The following is a 16,693-nucleotide window of genomic DNA, read 5'->3' as shown; positions in this document are numbered from 1 at the left end:
TGCCAAGTCTTTTATATAAAATGGAAGTGAGTGATTTAAAGGGAGGAAGACATGAAGAAGATATTGGTCATTGATGATCATCCGGCTGTCATGGAAGGGACAAAAAGCATATTAGAATCAGATCAGCAGCTATCAGTCGATTGTTTAAGTCCTGATGCAGAAGGCGCCTTTTTAAAGACGCATGACTTTTCCATCTATGATGTGATCTTGATGGATTTAAATCTCGGGGATATCAATGGAATGGACATTGCGAAACAAATTCTAGAAACGAATCAACAAGTGAAAATTATCATTTATACAGGATATGAAGTAGATGATTATTTCGAAGAGGCCATTCGAGCTGGATTGCATGGTGCAATAAGTAAAACAGAGACAAAAGACAAAATTATTGAATACATACACCGCACATTGCAAGGAGAAGTTGTCATTCAGCTATCCTATTTAAAGAAATTGATTTCACAGCAACAAGAGAAGCCAGAACAGGCACAGCAGACGGATCATGAGCTGTTAACAGAGCGTGAATGTTTAATCTTAAGAGAAGTGGAAAAAGGGTACACAAACCAAGAGATCGCCGATGTGCTTCATTTGAGCAAACGCTCGATTGAATACAGTTTGACCTCCATCTTTAATAAGCTGAATGTTGGATCTCGAACGGAAGCGGTGTTAATTGCAAAATCGGAAAGTGTCCTGTAAACGTGTGAAGGGAGAGGGCCTTGATGGATGTGAGTGGTTCAAATACACTGCTTGAGGCACTGGGGATTGAGATTGTGGAATGCAATACGTCACGATGCGTGGCGACAATGCCAGTCGATCACCGAACAAAACAGCCATTTGGATTACTGCACGGAGGAGCATCAGCTGCTCTAGCAGAAACAGTGGCAAGCATGGGTGCTGCTGCTCATTTGGATTTAACGAAGCAGGTCTGTTCAGGTATTGAAATCAATGCCAATCATTTAAAATCTGTACGTGATGGAGTGGTGACAGCTACAGCTGTTCCTGTACATGTTGGACGGCGTACAATGGTATTCCAAATCGATATAAAAGATGATCGAGACCGTCATATCTGTACGTCAAGATGTACACTCGCTGTCATTGATCGCATATAAAAAAGCTCCCGGTGCAGCGGAAGCTTTTTTTAATACCCTTTTATGAACATGCAGGTAAAGTGAACAAGACCTGAATGTCAGGTTCTTCATTTATAAATAAGAGTCTTCTTTTCGTTTAATGACAAAGTTACGGAAACCGCCATAATCATCTTGGACACTTCGTTTGTCCATTTTCACACCAGTGTTGTAAGCGGCTCTTCCGATCAAATGAGCGCCGACTGGTGCGGTCAGAAAGATAAAGACAATCCCAAGCAGGATTTTCGCAGAGATGATCCCTGCAAGAAACCATTCATGAAAGAACACACCAACTAAAATGAGAACAACACCAAGTGTCGATGCTTTTGATGCAGCATGCATACGTGTGTAAACATCCGGCAGGCGAAGGACACCAATGGCTGAAATCAAGCAGAGGATGGCGCCAAGCAGAATAAAGAAAATCACGATCGCTTTAGCGATGACGATCATTTTCAATCACTTCCCCTTTCTCAAGGAATTTGGAAAAAGCGACAGTGCCGATAAAGGCAAGAATACCGAGCAGTAAAATAATTTCAAAGAACGTAGTGGTTTTCAGTAAGATAGACACGATGGCTGTCATCCCAATTAAATTGATTCCTATCGCATCAAGCGCACTAACGCGATCAGGGATAGAAGGTCCTTTGATGACCCGTATGACAAAAAGCAAAGTAGACAGCGCAAGAATTCCAAGTGACATTTGCAAGATCAGTTCCATTACTTACCGCTCACCTCCTGAATCGCTTTTTCAAATGATACCCGAATATCGTGGATGGCTTTTTCAGCATCTTCAATATCCATCGCATGAATATATAAAATCGAACGATCATCCGAAATATCGATGACCAGTGTACCAGGTGTTAATGTAATCATATTGGCCAGTATGGTGATTTCCCAATCTGTTTTTAAATCTGTACGAAAGGCGAAAATACCAGGCTTGATCTTAAGCTTTGGAGATAACACTGTCTTGAGTACACTCAAATTAGCAAGAAGTAGCTCTCTGATAAAAATGATGACGAGCTTGAAAATCGCATAAAGGGCATAGCCGTAAAAACGTTGCGGGAAGAATCGCCGTAGCATAAAAATGGCGATCATCCCTAGTGCAAAGCCTGATACAAAGTCTGCAGCTCTGTATGTATCATTCATAAACATCCATGTAAAGGCGAGGAGAGCGTTTAATAATATTTGAAAGGCCATGTTCATCTACTCCTTCAGCACAGCTTGAATATATTTTTCTGGTGTTGAAAGCATTTCCGCAGCTTGATTGATATAAGGTGCAATGAATTCTGTGCCTAATCCAATCGCAAGCGATAAGATAACAAGCAGTACCCCAGGATACACCATTCCTCTAATGGATGGCTTTCTTCTTCGCATATCCTGATCCTCTCCCCAAAACGCGAGCATGAAAATCCTCATAACAGAATAAAGGACAAGAAGACTGGACAGTAAAACAAGGATAGAGAACGTCATGTACCCAGCAGAAAACCCACCTTCAACAATTTTCAGCTTGCCAACAAATCCACTAAGCGGAGGAATACCCGCAAGTGATAAAGCCGATATGAAGAACATCCAGCCGAGTAGAGGCTGGGATTGAATCAGCCCACCCATTTTTTTCAGATGATTGGTTCCAGCATACACAAACAGTGCCCCTGCGAGCATAAATAGAGCTCCTTTGATCACCATATCGTGAATGAGGTAATAAATGGCGCCTTGAAGTGATGCCGGTGTATTGGCCGCAATCCCAAACAAAATGACACCAACAGCTGTGACAATGTTATAAATCACAATTTTTTGCACATCAGAATAGGCGATAGAGCCAATGACACCGAATATAACCGTTAGAGCGGCTAGCCAGGCCATAATTGTATGTGTAAAACCTGTATCATGTATAAAGATGAGCGTAAAGACCCTGGCAATCGCATATAGCCCGACCTTTGTCAGCAGTGCACCAAACAAAGCTGAAATCGCTGCCGGCGGTGCATGATAAGACCCTGGCAGCCAGAAATAAAGCGGGAAGACCCCAGCTTTTAAGCCAAATACGATCAGGAACAGAATGGCAATCACGGTGATTAACCCTGTTTGCCCAGATTCAGCTATTTTCACACTTAAATCAGCCATGTTCAGTGTGCCTGTGACTGCATATAAACACGCTACGCCAACAATAAATAATGCCGATGAGATAATATTAAACACAATGTATTTCAGTGATTCACGAAGCTGAGGCTTTGAACCACCCAGAACAATGAGCATATAAGACGCCATCAGCAACAATTCAAAGAAGACAAACAGGTTGAAAATATCTCCCGTTAAAAAGGCACCACTGACGCCAGCTAACAAGAATTGGACACCAGAATAATAGAACAGCCGCTCTCTTTCTTTCCCAATCGTTTGAAAGGAAAAAAGAACTGTGACAAGTCCAACAATGGAAGCGGTCAAAACAAGAAGTGCAGCAAACTGATCGGCCACAAGGGCAATGCCAAACGGTGCTTTCCAGCCACCCAAATAAAGGGTTTGTATGCCGTTTGTGAAAATCGTTTGGACCAAATAGACATTACAGATAATGGCTAAAAGAGATGCAAATACACTAAAGCCTCTCGACAGCATGGTGTTTTTATTCATAAAAATCAATAATGTAGCAGCTAGTAATGGTATTAATATAGGCAGGATCACGAGATTATTCATGCTGATCATTTCCTCTCATTTGATCCATGTCATCTGTTCTCAGCTCTTGGAAGGCACGGAAGGCCATCACGAGCAAAAAGGATGTTACACCAAAAGCAATGACAATAGCTGTTAAAATTAATGCTTGTGGCAATGGATCTACATAGGATGTGAGCCCCTCTTTCAAAATAGGAGGTGCTCCCTTTTTTAAGCCGCCCATTGTTAATAGAAGCAAATGGACGCCGTGACTTAAAACGGCAGTACCGACGATGACCCGCAGAAGGCTTTTTGAAAGCATTAAATAGGTCGCTGCCATAAAAATGATTCCGACGATAATAGACATTAGAAATTCCATTATTCCTTCTCTCCAATCGTTTGAATAATGGTCATGGTGACACCAACAACAACTAAATACACACCGATATCAAACAGGACCGCTGTCGCCAGTTCTGTTTTCCCTAGAAACGGCAGTTGGAAATAATCAAATGCATGGGATAGGAAAGGTGCTCCGAACAGAAAAGATCCCATGCCTGTTAGGATGGCAACGAGCAAACCGACACCAGCCACATAAATAAAGTCAAATGGTAAAATGCGTCTGACTGTTTTAAGGTCATAGGCTAAAAGCAGAAGGACGACAGCACCAGCACTCATCAAACCGCCAATGAATCCTCCGCCAGGATTGTTATGTCCTGCAAGAAATAGGTGAAGTGAGAAAAGCAAGATGATGAATGCTGTAATTTTAGTAGTGACTTGTAAGAGCATATCATTCGTATCAATCTTTCTCATCGCCGTACGCCTCTCTTCCGTTTTCCTTGTGCTTTTACCTTCAATAATCCATAAATACCGAGTGCCGCAATGGCCAGCACTGTAATCTCAAAGAGTGTATCAAAACCCCTGAAATCTACAAGAATGACATTGACAATATTGTCTCCGCCAGCCAGTTTGTAGCTGTTTTCAATGAAGTACGTTGAAATCGTGTCAAGAGACTGCTGGCTTGTTGAAGCGAAAGCAAGACAGGTGACAACGACTCCAACACCTAATGAGATGATCAAATTTGTTAATTTAAATCTTCGTGTTTTTTGCTTCAGACTCAGCTTTGGCAAATGATAGAAGCAAAGTAAAAACAGCGCGACAGAAATGGTTTCAATAATGAGCTGTGTCAGCGCAAGGTCAGGTGCTCTGAAAATCACGAAGAATAGTGACAGCGTGTAGCCCATAACACCTAGCGCAATAATAGCTGTTAAGCGTGAACGAGCAAATACAGTCGTGACTGTCGCTGCGACCATCACAAGTGAAAGGATGACTTCGTACGTGCCGATTGATGCAGCGTGCTCAGTTTGAAATGAGAAGGCTTGTTTGTAGAACATCACGCTGCCAAGCACGATAATCATAAAACCAAATACATAGACAAGATAGTCACGAAGGAATCCTGTCATATAGCTGTTTGTTAGGCGGTAAGCCCCTTTTTCTACACCTATAAGCGAACGATCATACAAAGCGTTAAATGACCATTTTTCCTTAAATATGTTGTACATTGGGCGCCATTTTGACAGCGTTAAATAGCCAATGGTACCGAGCGCAACTACACCAATTGTCATGTAAAGCTCTGGCTGGAATCCATGCCACGCTTCAATTTTTACGGCAAAGCGGCTTCCTGTTTGAATGGCTTCTGGAATGATCGCTTGAATGGCAGGTTCAATGACAGAATAGGCAAGAATATTAGGGAAAAAGAAAAATGTGACCACAAGTGCAGCTAAAATAATTGGCGGGATCAGCATACCAATCGGTGCTTCATGCGGTTTTTTCTCCAATTGATCGACATTCAGACGGCCTCTAAATGTTTTGAAGACGATCATCATACTGTAGATGAACGTAAACACACTAGCGAGCCAAGCGATAGCAGGGAAGACAGCCCCCCATGTTGAAACATCCGTAAAGCTGATGTCAGAAATCCGAATCATACTTGTGAAAAATAGCTCTTTACTTAAAAATCCATTAAAAGGCGGGAGTCCAGCCATCGAGAATGTACCAATTAACGTAATTGTAAAGGTAATTGGCATGATGGTCATTAATCCACCTAATTTGCGAATATCACGTGTACCTGTTTCGTGATCGATAATCCCTGCTGCCATAAAGAGACTTCCTTTAAAAGTCGCGTGGTTAATGAGATGAAAAATAGCAGCAAGAACGGCTGCGCCAAAAAAGGCAGGGTTGTTTTCATGAATGGCAGCTGCGCCTACCCCTAGCATGAGCATAATCATACCGAGTTGACTCACTGTCGAGAAGGCCAGAATGGCTTTCAAATCATTTTGCCGAACGGCGTGGAAAGATCCCCAGAATAGTGTGATAAGTCCGACAATCGAAATGGTCCAAAACCACACCTCTGATATTGCAAAAATCGGACTAAAGCGGGCAACCAGATAAATACCGGCTTTGACCATAGTAGCAGAATGCAGATAACTGCTTACAGGGGTTGGTGCTTCCATAGCATCAGGCAGCCAAATATAAAATGGGAACTGCGCTGATTTCGTGAAGGCCCCTAGTAAAATGAGAACCATCGCAGGGATGAAATAAGGTGATACCATAATGAGCTGAAGTTGATTGACTGCTTCGCGAATACTGAATGAATCAGTGATCAGGTAAATGAGGATGAAGCCGCCAAGCATAGCTAATCCGCCAAACACAGTAATAAGCAGTGATTTGGTTGCTCCGTAACGAGAACGCTCACGCTTATACCAATACCCAATTAAGAGGAAAGAAGAGATACTTGTTAGCTCCCAGAACAAATAAAGTACGACCATGTTATCAGAGAGGACAACACCGAGCATAGCGGTCATAAACATTAATAAATACGTATAGAAAGAGCCAAGCTGTTCTTTTTCCTTTGATAAGTAGAAAATACTGTACAGTACCACAAGTGCACCAATACCTGTGATGAGTAAAGCAAATAACAGGCTGAGACCATCTACATACACAGTGAAATTCATCCCTAGAGAGGGAATCCATTCAGCTTGTGAGAACAACGTTCGTCCATTCGAGGTGATCTGGAGCATTTGGATGAAATAGGTAAATAAAAGAATAGGCAAGATGAGAACAAACCATCCTGTATGTATACGCCTTACGTATTTAAAGAGAAAAGGGACGACAAAGGCAAGTAAAAAAGGTGATAGGATGGCGAAGTGAATAAGCTGCAAGAAATGAACCTCCTTTGATCAATATAAATTCACGTTCTAAAGAACTGGTAATTAAAATTATAGCGTAAATACAGACATAGTGCATTGGTTTGAACTGATTTACGACAAATTGAATTTGTTTTGAGTTCTTTTGACCACAAAAAATATTTTATCAAAAATGAAACTCGTTGTATATTGTTTTGTATTTCGTACATGCTTTTCTTAAAGGAGCTGATCAAATGAAACGAAAGATCGCCATCAGCTTAAGCATATTCTGCACGATTTTAGGAGGAGCATTCTTGATTGAACGAAATGATCAAAAAAGGTGGCAGGCCGGGAGTGAATGGCCGCTATTTTCTGAGCAACTCCTCCATATGACCTATCCGCAGGCGAAACAGTATCCTTTTCAGCCTCGGGAGTATATACGAATTGTATTAGCTGATGAATGAGGATGTATGGGAGAAAAGAAATATAAAAAAAGCATGTCCCTTACGAAAAGGACATGCTCAGCGTGTAGACAAACCCTCGCATTCTTTGTCAGTCCTGCGCTCCGGTGCTCACGAATGTCAAATTCGCTCTGCTCCGGTGCTCGTCCTTCCTAGACTGCAAAGGTTTTCTATCACGCTGAAAAGAAGACAAAGGGCTAAAATAAAGTACATTTTAGCCCTTTGTCAATTATCTGAGCATGTCCCTTATGAAAAGGACATGCTTTTTGTTTCTTTTTTAAGTAAACATTCTGAGTAAGATTGTTGCGCAAATAACGGTTGCTGCTCCGCCAAGACGTGTAGAGACTTGAGCGAAAGGCATAAGGCCCATTCTTCCAGAAGCTGAAAGAATCGCAACATCACCAGTACCGCCTAATCCACTGTGACAGCCAGTCACAATGGCAGATTCAACTGGATACATGTTCATGAATTTACCAACAAAGTAACCAGAACCAACCATGCCTAGAACAACAGCAATACATACACATACGAAAGGAATCGAAATAACAGTGGCCACATCATCAAGTGGAATGTATAGAATTCCTAAACCAACCATTAGAGGCCATGTAAAGCTTTTCGATACAAACTTGTAGAACTGCTGTGAGCCGTTTTGCAAATGCTGAGGCATCACGTTTAAGTATTTGATTAATGCAGCAAGAACAATCATTAAGATTGGACCTGGAATATGAACAAAACTTTCTAATAAGCCGCCAAAGATAAAGGTTGTACAAGCAACAAGTACACCTGCACCCATTAAGCTGAAGTCAACTTTAGTATCCATGTCAGGCTGTTCAAAGATTTCATTTGCTTCTTTTGATTTAACAAGTCGTCCATTCCCGTTTAGTTCAGGACGTTTTTCACCAAGCTTTTTCATTGCGCCAGCACAAATGATGGCAATGACGTTCCCAATAACAGCAGCCGGAATTAATTGAGAAATTAATGACTCTGCTGATACACCAAGAATTTGTGAATAAGCAATTGATAATGGCAATATCCCTTCACCGACACCACCGGCAATAATCGGTACAATGATAAAGAAGAACGAATGATGCGGTGTGTAACCAACTAGAAGACCCACTAGAATTCCAGCAGCTACAGCTGTAATTGTACCTGCAACAAGAGGAACAAACATACGAATGAGGCCTTGTACTAAAACAGTTCGTTGCATCCCAAGAATACTACCTACTACAAGAGCAGATATATAGAAGTATAGGAAGTTCGACGTTTTCATCAGAGACGTAACCGCTTCCAACGAGTTTGGATTCAGAACATGAAAAAAGACCAGGAACGATGGTACGAATAAAGAAAGAATCGCCGGTCCACCAATATCTTTTAAGATTGGAATACGTTGTCCTACATCTCCTAGGAAAATCCCCAAAATCATAATAACAGCGAAACCACCAAGCATATTTGCTGGAATTTTATTAAAATAAGCGGCAGTTAAAATAATCGCTGCAAGTACTATATACACAGGTAGATCAATAACACCAATTTTCCAAGAAAGAATTTTTCGGAAAACGCTTTTATTATTGTCAGAATCGTTTGTAATCGATTTCAATTGTTGTGTATTAGCCACATAAACACCCCCAAATGCTATTTGTCTCAATTGTAGAAGATTCTGTGACACTCATCTATTTATTAAACTAAATTAAGTGTAATAAAAGTAAAATAAACGGGGGTTTTGTCGTTTTTATCATACAAAAATCCCCTGAAGATAGTTTGTCCTTCAGGGGATTGATCATACATGGTATTTATTTATCGTTTTCCTTTTAAATAAGGGGTACCAAGTGCTTTTGGTGCGTCTGCTCGTCCAATGAAGCCAGTAAGAGCTAGGATCGTCAGCACATATGGTGCAATGAGCATGTACACGTTCGGGATATCTTGAAACAGCGGAAGCAGAGAGCCAATGATGCTTAAGCTTTGTGCAAATCCAAAGAATAAAGCAGCGCCCATAGCGCCAAATGGGTGCCATTTCCCGAAAACAAGGGCGGCTAACGCAATGAAGCCTTGTCCTGTAATGGTGGCGTGTGAGAAATCAAGAGCGATGGTCGATGCATACACAGCTCCGCCAAGACCGCCAAATAGACCACTAATGAAGACGCCGATATAGCGCATCCGGTATACCTTGATTCCCATTGTATCAGCTGCCATTGGATGCTCTCCGACTGCACGAAGTCGCAAGCCAAACGGCATTTTAAATAAAACAAACCAAGCGACAACCGCAAGAACTAATGCGAGAATGGACGTATAATACACATCTTTAAAGAAAATATCACCAATGATCGGAATGTCACTTAAAAGGGGAATATCTCCTTTATAGAAAGGTTCTGTAATTTTATCCGTTTGTGCTTTTCCATAAATCAGTTTGACAACAAACAGCGTAGCACCAAGGGCAAGCATGTTAATCGCAACACCACTGACCGTTTGATCTGCTCTGAACGTAATAGTGGCAACAGCGTGAATGAGTGAGAACACGCCGCCAATGGCCATACCAACAAGTAGACCGAGCCACGGGGTCAAGGCACCAAACGTATCAGCAAACATTAAGTTAAAGATAATACTAGAAAATGCTCCGACGACCATCAAACCTTCAAGACCGATATTGACGACACCTGATCTTTCTGAAAAGACGCCTCCAAGAGCGGTTAAAATAAGTGGTGCAGCATAAACGAGTGTAGCCGGGACGATGATTTCAAGAATTTGCAGAAATCCCACTTATTTTCCCCCCTTTTTCTTCAATTGTTGAATGACAAGACGGATGATATAGCTTGAGGCAACGAAAAGAATAATGATCGCAATTACAATATCAACGACCTCAGTCGGTACGCCAGATTCAAGCGGCATGTTTAAAGCACCGACTTTCAATCCACCAAGCAATAATGCAGCTAAGACGACACCAATAGCTGTATTTCCGCCTAATAAGGCAACAGCGATTCCGTCAAAACCAACGCCAGTGAAGGCATCTTTTATTGATGCATATTCAAAGGTTCCGAGCCCTTCCATCGCACCTGCAAGACCTGCAAAGGCACCAGAAATGAGCATGGAATATATAATGTTTTTTCTCACATTCATTCCAGCATATTGGGATGCGTGTTGATTCATACCAACAGCACGCAATTCAAACCCTTTAGAGGTTTTTTGGATAATGATCCACATAATAACGGCAGATAGGACAGCTACAATGATTCCGTTATGCATGCTTGAAAAATCAGTGATTTTTTCAAAAAAATCAGAGTGTAATGAGGCAGTCGAATTAATATTATCTGTTTTATCTTTATGATCTGTAAGAACATTTGTAATAATAAAATTAGTCACATGAAGTGCAATGTAGTTCATCATAATAGTGACAATCACTTCATGAACATAAAAACGTGCTTTTAAAAACCCAGGAATAAAGCCCCATAATGCACCAGCAGCAGCTGCTGTGATCAGTGCAAGAGGCAGGTGGATATACGCAGGTGCATGGACGGTTGTTCCTATCCATACAGATGCAATCCAGCCAATGAGAAGTTGACCTTCTACCCCGATATTAAAGAGGCCTGTCCGAAATGCAAAGGCAACAGCAAGTCCTGATAAAATATAAGGCGTGACTTGTCGGATGGTTTCTCCCATATAATACGTTTCACCGAAGACGCCATTCCAAAGGGCGCTATAACCTTCGATGACACTATAACCGCTTGCCAGCATAATGATGGCCCCAACGAAAAGACCAAGTACAATGGCTATAAGCGGAATCAGCAGATTTGTTAAGCGATTAGACATTTGCTTCTTTCCCCACTTCCTGTTGCGTACTTCCAGCCATTAACAGACCGAGTTCTTGCTCTGTTGTTTCTTTTGGATCAACAATGGCAACAATGCTGCCCTCGAAAATAACGGCAATCTTATCACTGACATTGATAATTTCATCAAGCTCAAAAGAGATGAGCAGAACGGCTTTGCCTGCATCCCTTTGTTCAATCAGACGTTTATGAACAAACTCAATGGCTCCGACGTCAAGTCCGCGTGTCGGCTGTGCGGCAATTAATAAATCAGGATTTCGGTCCACTTCACGGCCAATAATGGCTTTTTGCTGGTTACCCCCTGATAGCGCACGTGCTTCTGTATATTCACTAGGTGTCCGTACGTCGTATTCAGCAATGATTTGTTTTGCTTTTTGGTAAATATTTTTTATATTCATCAAGCCAAACTTCGTATATGGACGCTGATAATACGTTTGTAAGGAAATATTTTCTCCAATTGAAAAATCAAGGACAAGTCCGTGCTTATGACGGTCTTGAGGAATGTGTCCGATACCAGATTCTGTGACCTTACGAGGCGGGAGATTTTGAATGGCTTTCCCGTTTAGCATGATCGTGCCAGATTCGGATTTTTTCAGACCTGTAATAGCTTCAATTAATTCAGATTGACCATTTCCGTCTACACCCGCAATTCCGACAATCTCACCAGCTTTCACTGATAAATTGAGTTGTTTCACAGCTTCAATTCCTCGCGCATCTTTGACAGTGAGATCTTGAATTTGCAAGACTTCTTCAGCAGGGGAGGCTGCTTTTTTGTCTGTTTTAAATGAGACTTCGCGGCCGACCATTAAGCTGGCAAGCTCGTCTTTGTTTGTGTGTTCCACATCAAGTGTACGAATACCTTGCCCTTTTCGGATAATGGTCACGCGATGACAGGCATCCATAATTTCTTTTAGCTTGTGGGTAATTAAAATAATGGATTTGCCTTCATTGATTAAGTTTTTCATAATTTGTATGAGTTCTTTTATTTCTTGAGGTGTTAAGACGGCTGTTGGTTCGTCGAAGATCAAGATGTCAGCGCCGCGGTATAGTGTTTTTAAGATTTCTGCTCGCTGCTGCATACCGACTGAGATGTCAGATACTTTAGCGGCAGGGTCTATTTTCAGTCCATAACGGTCAGAAAGTTCCTGCACTTGCTGAATGGCTTGTTCTTTGTCAATCTTTCCAAATTTCTTTGGCTCTTTTCCTAAAATGATGTTTTCAGCCACAGTAAATGTATCAACTAGCATAAAATGCTGATGTACCATTCCAATGCCTAAATCACTTGCATCATTTGGACTTGAGATTGTAACCGGTTTTCCGTGTACCTTGATTTCACCTTTTTCAGGCTGATACAGTCCGAAAAGCACGTTCATAAGCGTTGATTTTCCAGCGCCGTTTTCACCAAGCAGCGCATGAATTTCGCCCTTTTTTAGCTGTAGCGTAATGTTATCATTTGCTACAATGCCAGGGAATTCTTTGCGTATATTCAACATTTCAATGACATAATCCACAGGTTTAACCGCTCCTTTTTTAGGGTGCTGATGAAGATAAAAACTAGCAAAAGAAAAGCTGCAAAACAAGGCTGCAGCTTTTCTTTTACCACCTTTTACGAATAAAGAGGAGGTAAAGGAGAGGCAAGGGGATAGGGCGCGCTTATCCCCTTGCACAAATTAAGCTTTAAAATCTTTTAGTTCATCACGTGTTGCAGGGATTTTCACTTCACCCTTGATGATTTTTTGTTTCCATTCTTCGATTTTCTTCAATACATCTTTATCAAGATTCTCTTGAGATGGAGAGATGTCAACGCCGCCTTCTTTCAGACCGTACGTGATGACTTCGCCACCAGGGAATTTACCTTCTTTTGCTTTTGTTGTTAAGTCTTGTACCGCTGTGTCTACTTTCTTAATCATAGAAGTAAGAGTGACACTTTGTTTTGTTCCAGGTACTTTACCTTCGTCATACTGGTCTTTATCAACACCAATGACCCAAACATTTCGATTTGGATCTGCCTTTTTTAAATTGGTTGCTTCTGTAAAGACACCCGTTCCAGTACCTCCAGCTGCATGATAAATAATGTCAACGCCAGATTTGTACATACTTTCAGCTGTTGCTTTACCGATGTCTGCTTTATCAAATGCACCAGCATATTTCACTTCAACTTTTGCTTTTGGATTAGCTGCTTCAACGCCTGCACGGAAACCAACTTCGAATTTTCTGATTAATTCAGAATCAACGCCGCCAACAAAACCAATTTTGTTTGATTTTGTAGAAAGAGCCGCTGCAACACCTACAAGGAATGACCCTTCGTTTTCGTTAAATGTAATACTAGCTACGTTCTTCTTATCAACAACTGCATCCACAATTGCAAATTTGGAATCTTTTCGCTGATCAGCTATTTTAGAAATGGCACTCTCCATTTTATAGCCGATACCATAAATCAGGTTAAATTTTTGTCTAACAAGTGTATTTAAATTTGTTGGATAATCTGCATCCGTTTTGGATTGTAAGTAATCAAAGCCGTTTTTACCTTTTGTTAAATTGTTGTCTTTCCCAAATGCTTGTAAACCTTCCCAAGCTGATTGGTTAAACGATTTGTCATCGACACCACCGACATCAGTTACCATTGCAACAGTGAATTGATCTTTATCTTTTTTGTTTTCACCGCTGTTTGAGCCAGAGTTGCCGCATGCTCCAAGGATGGTTCCTGCTGCTACGACTAAGGACAATGCAAGTCCAATTTTGCGCTTCTTCAAAACATAACCCCCTATAAAATTTAAAAGTTTCAGAAAAGTCTCGCGAAAAAAGACCGACTCTTGCCTTCTCCTATTCTTGTGAAAAGGGTATTTTATCCTGCATTCTTTTAAAATTGATGGAAACAGGAGAGAAGATGTAAGACATCAGACTTATATCTCGTTGAACTAATCAATCATAATTTATCATTTCCCATCGAATAAATAAATAGAAATTTGTTTTATTTTTAAAAAAATGTTAAAAGGCTAAATTCGATGTCTTTTTATGTGCTGAAATATGATATAATGCCGCTTTTATGATGCGCTCTACTACAGTGGAACCACTGATATCAAGGGGTTTGTGACATCGTATGCCATAAAAAAACATCTGGCCTTTGTGAAAGGTCAGATGTGTCCAATTAAAGATATTGCTGAATCAAATTCATGTTGCTTGTATTCAGTTTATATTGGAAAACAGGGCGGCCGATTGTCCCGTATGCCATCTCCACATCAACCACTTCGATATCCTCAAGAAATTTCAAGTATTTTCTAATTGAAACTTGAGAGATTTCAGTATGATTGGCTAGGTCTTCGGTCGTGAAAGCCTGCTGACCGAATGATTGAATGCTTGTCCAGATGAGTTTGAGTGTGCTCTTCGTCAGGCCTTTTGGCAGCAGGACTTTTTCCGCCTCTGCTTTTTTATGAAAAAGCTTCGCGTCTAAATCATTTTGAGAGATGCTGTTCATCGTTTGGTATAGGGCATGTTTTCTTTTATATTCTGCCAGTGCTGATTGGAAGCGTTCGAACTCAAAAGGTTTGATTAAATAGTCGACAGCTCCGTTTCGCATCGTTTGCTGTACGACATCCACTTCATTTGCAGCTGAAATGACGATGACGTCAACGGAATGATTTTTCTCACGAATTTCTGATAATAGGGCGAGCCCATTTTGTCCAGGCATATAAATATCAAGCAATACAAGGTGAATGATTTCTGATTTTAAGATGTCTAGTGCCTTTTGAAATGAGGTGGCAATCCCTTTTAATTCAAATCCTTCTATTTGGGTCAAGTAGCGTTTATTCAGCTCCCCGACCATTGGGTCATCTTCTACGATCAACACATTAATCATGTGAATCCTCCTTTTGTTTATATGGAATACGGAGACTAAAGGTCGTTCCTTCTCCTTTTTCGCTTGTGACGATCATATGTCCGTTCAGTTTTTTGATGCTTTGGTCAACAAAATAAAGGCCAAATCCTCTGTCTTCTCCTTTTGTTGAAAAGCCTTGATCAAACATAATGTCCTGTTCTTCTTTTGTCAGACCGACCCCTGTGTCTGTAATTTCAATATGAAGCTGCTCTTGGACATATCTGAATGAGATGGAGATATTTTTATTCTCTGTATGGGAAACGGCATCGAGTGCGTTATTTAACAGATTACCGATGACCGTAATAAGGTCATGTGTGACGGCTGGGTCCTCCGAGTTTGGTACCTGTGTACTGCAATTGACTTCTAAAGCTGCGCCTTGTTCTCTGATGTAGCTTTGTTTTCCTAGTAAAAACCCGGCTAAGACTGAGTTTTTCACATGGTTGATGATTTCATTTGTTTCTGTCTGCTGATAAATTGCAATATCTTTAATATAGGTGCCAAGGTCATCATAGTTCTTTAGCTGGACCAATCCTAAAATGACATGGAGCTTGTTCATAAATTCGTGTGACTGGGCACGAAGTGCATTGGCATACATCTTCACCCCGCTCAGCTGTTCAGCCAGGTGTTTGACTTCTGTTTTGTCACGGAAGGTTGCGATCGCTCCGACAATTTCCCCTTTTACCGTAATCGGCACCTCATTAAAGACAAGCTCCAGTCCGTTCATTCTGACATCGCGATCAAGCAGCGGTTTCCGTGTTTCGATTACTTGCTTTAAGCCGCTTGAAGGAAGAAGAGCCTGTACATCTTGTTCTCTAGGGTCAACCATAATGCCCATATTATGAAAAAGACGTTTAGCTTCTGCATTTGCCAGCTTGATTTTACCGTGCTGATCAACGGCAAGAATGCCTTCTTTTGTTGATTCTAGCATAGCGCTTCGTTCTTTTAATAATGTGGCAATTTCATCTGGCTCTAGTCCAAACATAATCTTCTTTACTTTACGTGCCACAATGAGTGCGCCGATAATGCCAGATAAAAGGCTAAGCGATGTGACAAAGTAGAGCGGGAGCAGGCTTTGATGAATAATTAAATCAATTTCCTTTAATGTAATCCCAACTGCCACAGCCCCGAGCTGCTTGCCATCTTGGTTGTAAACAGGAACAAAGGCACGCATGGACTTGCCAAGTGTTCCAGATGCGGTACTAATATGTTCTTTACCCTGTAATGCCGGTTTTTCATCACCGCCAGCAAACCGCTTCCCAATCTTTTGCGGATTCGGATGTGTTTTGCGGATACCGTTCATATCCATGACGACAACGAATTCGGTTTTGGTAATACGCTGAACACTTGTTGTATATTTTCGCAGTGCTGTATATGATTGATCTTTTTCCAATGATTTTGCTGTGATCGGAGCCTCTGCGACCATTTTGGCAGTGGAGAGGGCGATATCACGTTCCTGCTGATGAATATTTTTGGCTGTTTCTGACCAGATCGTAAAGAATGTGATACAGAGGGAGATCAGGACAACAATACAGACAAAGATCGTCAGCCGTGTTTGCAGTCTTAAAGTTTTTTTCACGAGTATACCCCTAACGCGCAATTTTTT

17 protein-coding genes are annotated in these 16,693 nt (G+C 41.2%); 3 read left to right on the top strand and 14 right to left on the bottom strand.

Annotation, left to right across the window (positions count from 1 at the left end):
- Window positions 1–51: 51 nt before the first annotated feature.
- Both NSQ64_RS16305 and NSQ64_RS16300 read left to right on the top strand, forming a co-directional pair.
- Window positions 52–693 carry a response regulator transcription factor gene (locus tag NSQ64_RS16305; protein ID WP_007500477.1) on the top strand — a complete coding sequence of 214 codons (642 nt, stop codon included), beginning with the start codon at window positions 52–54 and terminating at the stop codon, window positions 691–693.
- 23 nt (window positions 694–716) lie between these two features.
- Window positions 717–1,106 (top strand): hotdog fold thioesterase, encoded by a 390-nt coding sequence (locus tag NSQ64_RS16300; protein ID WP_017358943.1) that lies wholly within the window; start codon window positions 717–719, stop codon window positions 1,104–1,106.
- Between the two features lie 90 nt (window positions 1,107–1,196).
- Here NSQ64_RS16300 and mnhG read toward each other — a convergent pair whose 3' ends face one another.
- Genes mnhG through NSQ64_RS16265 form a run of 7 tightly spaced genes read right to left on the bottom strand, consistent with a single transcriptional unit; the run spans window position 1,197 to window position 6,973 of the window.
- Window positions 1,197–1,571 (bottom strand): monovalent cation/H(+) antiporter subunit G, encoded by a 375-nt coding sequence (gene mnhG, locus NSQ64_RS16295; protein WP_003213369.1) that lies wholly within the window; start codon window positions 1,569–1,571, stop codon window positions 1,197–1,199.
- Window positions 1,555–1,836 carry a Na(+)/H(+) antiporter subunit F1 gene (locus tag NSQ64_RS16290; protein WP_008345849.1) on the bottom strand — a complete coding sequence of 94 codons (282 nt, stop codon included), beginning with the start codon at window positions 1,834–1,836 and terminating at the stop codon, window positions 1,555–1,557. The genes mnhG and NSQ64_RS16290 overlap by 17 nt, the downstream gene beginning before the upstream one ends.
- Window positions 1,836–2,315 carry a Na+/H+ antiporter subunit E gene (locus NSQ64_RS16285; RefSeq protein WP_008345848.1) on the bottom strand — a complete coding sequence of 160 codons (480 nt, stop codon included), beginning with the start codon at window positions 2,313–2,315 and terminating at the stop codon, window positions 1,836–1,838. Before NSQ64_RS16285 ends, NSQ64_RS16290 begins: the two co-directional genes overlap by 1 nt.
- A 6-nt stretch (window positions 2,316–2,321) precedes the next feature.
- A complete protein-coding gene (locus NSQ64_RS16280; protein WP_058336867.1) occupies window positions 2,322–3,800 on the bottom strand; it encodes a Na+/H+ antiporter subunit D in 1,479 nt (492 codons plus the stop codon).
- Window positions 3,793–4,134 carry a Na(+)/H(+) antiporter subunit C gene (locus NSQ64_RS16275; RefSeq protein ID WP_003213576.1) on the bottom strand — a complete coding sequence of 114 codons (342 nt, stop codon included), beginning with the start codon at window positions 4,132–4,134 and terminating at the stop codon, window positions 3,793–3,795. The genes NSQ64_RS16280 and NSQ64_RS16275 overlap by 8 nt, the downstream gene beginning before the upstream one ends.
- Window positions 4,134–4,565, bottom strand: a complete 432-nt coding sequence (locus tag NSQ64_RS16270) for a Na(+)/H(+) antiporter subunit B (RefSeq protein WP_008345843.1) — start codon at window positions 4,563–4,565, stop codon at window positions 4,134–4,136. Before NSQ64_RS16270 ends, NSQ64_RS16275 begins: the two co-directional genes overlap by 1 nt.
- Window positions 4,562–6,973, bottom strand: coding sequence for a Na+/H+ antiporter subunit A (locus NSQ64_RS16265; RefSeq protein ID WP_341017311.1), 2,412 nt, complete (start codon window positions 6,971–6,973; stop codon window positions 4,562–4,564). The genes NSQ64_RS16270 and NSQ64_RS16265 overlap by 4 nt, the downstream gene beginning before the upstream one ends.
- A gap of 218 nt (window positions 6,974–7,191) precedes the next feature.
- Between NSQ64_RS16265 and NSQ64_RS16260 the strand changes: the two genes are divergently transcribed.
- Window positions 7,192–7,401, top strand: coding sequence for a hypothetical protein (locus NSQ64_RS16260; protein WP_019744044.1), 210 nt, complete (start codon window positions 7,192–7,194; stop codon window positions 7,399–7,401).
- Between the two features lie 274 nt (window positions 7,402–7,675).
- Here NSQ64_RS16260 and NSQ64_RS16255 read toward each other — a convergent pair whose 3' ends face one another.
- The 7 genes from NSQ64_RS16255 to malK all read right to left on the bottom strand — a co-directional run bounded on the left by NSQ64_RS16255 (window position 7,676) and on the right by malK (window position 16,666).
- Entirely contained in the window at window positions 7,676–9,013 is a 1,338-nt protein-coding gene (locus tag NSQ64_RS16255) for a 2-hydroxycarboxylate transporter family protein (protein ID WP_017367956.1), read from the bottom strand.
- Between the two features lie 179 nt (window positions 9,014–9,192).
- A complete protein-coding gene (locus NSQ64_RS16250) occupies window positions 9,193–10,152 on the bottom strand; it encodes an ABC transporter permease (protein WP_008345835.1) in 960 nt (319 codons plus the stop codon).
- Window positions 10,153–11,199: an ABC transporter permease gene (locus tag NSQ64_RS16245; RefSeq protein ID WP_025207902.1), complete on the bottom strand. Its 1,047-nt coding sequence runs from the start codon at window positions 11,197–11,199 to the stop codon at window positions 10,153–10,155.
- Window positions 11,192–12,727 carry an ABC transporter ATP-binding protein gene (locus NSQ64_RS16240; RefSeq protein ID WP_341017309.1) on the bottom strand — a complete coding sequence of 512 codons (1,536 nt, stop codon included), beginning with the start codon at window positions 12,725–12,727 and terminating at the stop codon, window positions 11,192–11,194. The genes NSQ64_RS16245 and NSQ64_RS16240 overlap by 8 nt, the downstream gene beginning before the upstream one ends.
- A gap of 159 nt (window positions 12,728–12,886) precedes the next feature.
- Complete coding sequence (locus NSQ64_RS16235; protein WP_017358951.1) at window positions 12,887–13,969, bottom strand: BMP family lipoprotein; 1,083 nt, start codon at window positions 13,967–13,969, stop codon at window positions 12,887–12,889.
- Window positions 13,970–14,364: 395 nt separating this feature from the next.
- Window positions 14,365–15,072, bottom strand: a complete 708-nt coding sequence (locus NSQ64_RS16230; RefSeq protein WP_024719723.1) for a response regulator — start codon at window positions 15,070–15,072, stop codon at window positions 14,365–14,367.
- Window positions 15,065–16,666 (bottom strand): malate sensor histidine kinase MalK, encoded by a 1,602-nt coding sequence (gene malK / locus NSQ64_RS16225; protein WP_017367953.1) that lies wholly within the window; start codon window positions 16,664–16,666, stop codon window positions 15,065–15,067. Before malK ends, NSQ64_RS16230 begins: the two co-directional genes overlap by 8 nt.
- Between the last annotated feature and the right edge of the window lie 27 nt (window positions 16,667–16,693).

Origin of the sequence: Bacillus sp. FSL W8-0183 (assembly GCF_038006825.1) — a bacterium.
Classification (GTDB): Bacteria; Bacillota; Bacilli; order Bacillales; family Bacillaceae; genus Bacillus; species Bacillus altitudinis.
Note: the sequence above shows the minus strand (reverse complement) of the source record. Positions and strands in the feature narration are given on the sequence as shown.

Excerpts from the sequence above, each read along its gene's own strand:
- NSQ64_RS16285 (WP_008345848.1), bottom strand. The coding sequence starts at position 2,315 with ATGGCCTTTCAAATATTATTAAACGCTCTCCTCGCCTTTACATGGATG.
- NSQ64_RS16305 (WP_007500477.1), top strand. The coding sequence starts at position 52 with ATGAAGAAGATATTGGTCATTGATGATCATCCGGCTGTCATGGAAGGG.
- NSQ64_RS16300 (WP_017358943.1), top strand. The coding sequence starts at position 717 with ATGGATGTGAGTGGTTCAAATACACTGCTTGAGGCACTGGGGATTGAG.
- NSQ64_RS16270 (WP_008345843.1), bottom strand. The coding sequence starts at position 4,565 with ATGAGAAAGATTGATACGAATGATATGCTCTTACAAGTCACTACTAAA.
- NSQ64_RS16280 (WP_058336867.1), bottom strand. The coding sequence starts at position 3,800 with ATGAATAATCTCGTGATCCTGCCTATATTAATACCATTACTAGCTGCT.
- NSQ64_RS16230 (WP_024719723.1), bottom strand. The coding sequence starts at position 15,072 with ATGATTAATGTGTTGATCGTAGAAGATGACCCAATGGTCGGGGAGCTG.
- NSQ64_RS16260 (WP_019744044.1), top strand. The coding sequence starts at position 7,192 with ATGAAACGAAAGATCGCCATCAGCTTAAGCATATTCTGCACGATTTTA.
- NSQ64_RS16245 (WP_025207902.1), bottom strand. The coding sequence starts at position 11,199 with ATGTCTAATCGCTTAACAAATCTGCTGATTCCGCTTATAGCCATTGTA.
- NSQ64_RS16275 (WP_003213576.1), bottom strand. The coding sequence starts at position 4,134 with ATGGAATTTCTAATGTCTATTATCGTCGGAATCATTTTTATGGCAGCG.
- mnhG (WP_003213369.1), bottom strand. The coding sequence starts at position 1,571 with ATGATCGTCATCGCTAAAGCGATCGTGATTTTCTTTATTCTGCTTGGC.
- NSQ64_RS16290 (WP_008345849.1), bottom strand. The coding sequence starts at position 1,836 with ATGGAACTGATCTTGCAAATGTCACTTGGAATTCTTGCGCTGTCTACT.